This window comes from Plesiomonas sp. ZOR0011, from assembly GCF_000800945.1.
GTDB lineage: Bacteria > Pseudomonadota > Gammaproteobacteria > Enterobacterales > CAMTGL01 > Plesiomonas > Plesiomonas shigelloides.
The window spans coordinates 1-215 of record NZ_JRKB01000133.1 but is presented as its reverse complement, the minus strand read 5'-3'; the positions used below and the strand labels follow the sequence as shown (position 1 = coordinate 215).

2 tRNA genes are annotated in these 215 nt (G+C 54.9%); both read right to left on the bottom strand.

Annotated elements, in window-relative coordinates:
• A tRNA-Trp gene (locus L975_RS17025) sits at window positions 1-73 on the bottom strand.
• 72 nt (window positions 74-145) lie between these two features.
• Window positions 146-214 (bottom strand) — tRNA-Asp (locus tag L975_RS17020).
• Between the last annotated feature and the right edge of the window lies 1 nt (window position 215).

Below are 215 nucleotides of genomic sequence, written 5' to 3'. Positions count from 1 at the left end.
CAGGGGCGGAGGGACTCGAACCCCCAACATTCGGTTTTGGAGACCGACGCTCTACCAATTGAACTACGCCCCTAAAGCTTTATTACTACGACTAGCGAGCTAGTGATAGTAAAAAGCCCAGCATCAGCTGGGCTTTTTGAATCAGTGGCGGTGCGGACGGGACTCGAACCCGCGACCCCCGGCGTGACAGGCCGGTATTCTAACCAACTGAACTA